This window comes from Deltaproteobacteria bacterium, assembly GCA_011773515.1.
In the GTDB taxonomy this organism is placed as follows: Bacteria; Desulfobacterota; Deferrimicrobia; order J040; family J040; genus WVXK01.
In genome coordinates this window covers 1-1,529 of record WVXK01000050.1, presented here as the reverse complement: position 1 = coordinate 1,529, position 1,529 = coordinate 1, and the positions used below count along the sequence as shown (strand labels likewise).

The window sequence follows — 1,529 nt, the reverse complement described above, 5'->3', positions numbered from 1 at the left end:
GGCCGGATCGGGTTTTTGTAGCGGTTCGTGAGCCGGTCGAAGGAGCTATCCAGGACGATACGCGCCCGCTCCCCGTCGAAGAGCAGGGCCGCCTCGAATCCGACGCTGCTTTCAAGGTCCAGGCCCCCGGCGAAGTTGATCGATCCAAGCGCGGCATCGATCACGTCGATCATGACGGCGAAGCCCGCCTTCGTCCCCGGCGCCACCCGGAGGAGGAGGAAGAGGTCCGTCTCGTCCGAGGTAACCGTTAGGGACCTGATGACGCCGCCCGCCCCGTTTTCTGCCGACAGGAGGGGGTCCTTCCCGTCCCACTCGCCGTCCCTGCCGTCTATGACGACGGAGGGGCCCCCTTTCCCCGCCCGGTAGGCGATGAGGCCGTAGTTCTGCTCGGCGTCCTGCCGGTCGTGCCAGAGGCGGTTGCGCTCCATGGGGAGGTGGTATTCGATGACGAGCCAGTTGTGCTTGAACCACTCGTCGATCCAGGCAAAGAGCGCGCCTCCCGTAGCGCCCGATTCATAGATGGAGCGGAAGAGGCGGGCGTTGATCTCCCCCTGCTCCCTTTCGCCGTGGCCGCCGTGGGTCCAGCCCTGGGGCTGGGAGTGGGCGATTTCCCGCGAGGTGGGCACGCCGAACTCGGCGATGAAGAGGGGGTGCTTTTCGTGGTGGCGGGCAAGGTCCCGGAGGTACCCCAGGTACGGGTTCCGGCCCCCGGGGCCTTCTGCAGCATTGTATCCCGGGTCGTAGATCACAAAGTCCGGGTAGTAGGGGTAGGCGTGGTAGGATGCGAAGAGGCCGCCCCGGTTTTCCTCCGTGGCGGCGAACTTTTCCAGGTCGATTCCCGCCGCGTCGTTGTCGTACTCCCTGACGCCGCCCGGCTCGGGTGGGAGGCCGAGGCGCACCCGCCACCGCTCCTCTTCGGCTTTCGTCGACTCCGTGGGATGGTGGAGCGGGTCAAGGGTCGGCCAGTTCGTCCAGGCGATGGGGCGCTGGGCGTTCCAGAGGTCCGTCTCGTAGGCGACGGCGTACTCCGCCTGCTCGGCGAGCCAGCGCTCCATGGCGTCTACGCCCTTCCCGGTTAAAAAGCGCCCCCTGAAGTTCGACGTGCCCGGGTTCCGCTCGCGGTAGTTCGTCACCGTGAAGGGCTCCCACTCCCGGCCCAGGATCGTCGCGATCCACCAGGGTGACACGTCGGCGGTGTAGGAGCCGGAGGCGTGTCCGGGACGCTTCGGCAGGTCCAGGGCCCCGTGGAGAAGGTCCACGACGCGCCGTATCTCGGCCCGGAAGGAGCCGGTGAAGCTCTGGTCCGAGAAGTCGTCCCCCTCGGGGGGCTCGACCCAGACGCCGTGGATCAGGTAGAGCGGGTCGGGGCGGGAGCGGTTGAAGGAGGCGAGGGTGGTGTAGAATACGGGCGGAAAGATCGTGTAGAGGCGCACCGCCGTGAACCCGCACTCCCGCATCTTCCTGAACCAGGAGAGGTAGAGGGCGCCGTCGGTGGGAAACTGGCTGGGAAACTTCCCGGGCAGGGCCGC

General features: G+C 67.2%; 1 protein-coding gene. It reads right to left on the bottom strand.

The genetic code is table 11. The annotated features are described in order from the left end of the window. The coding region (locus GTN70_05030; GenBank protein ID NIO16346.1) for a hypothetical protein at positions 1-1,529 on the bottom strand (1,529 nt) is incomplete at both ends.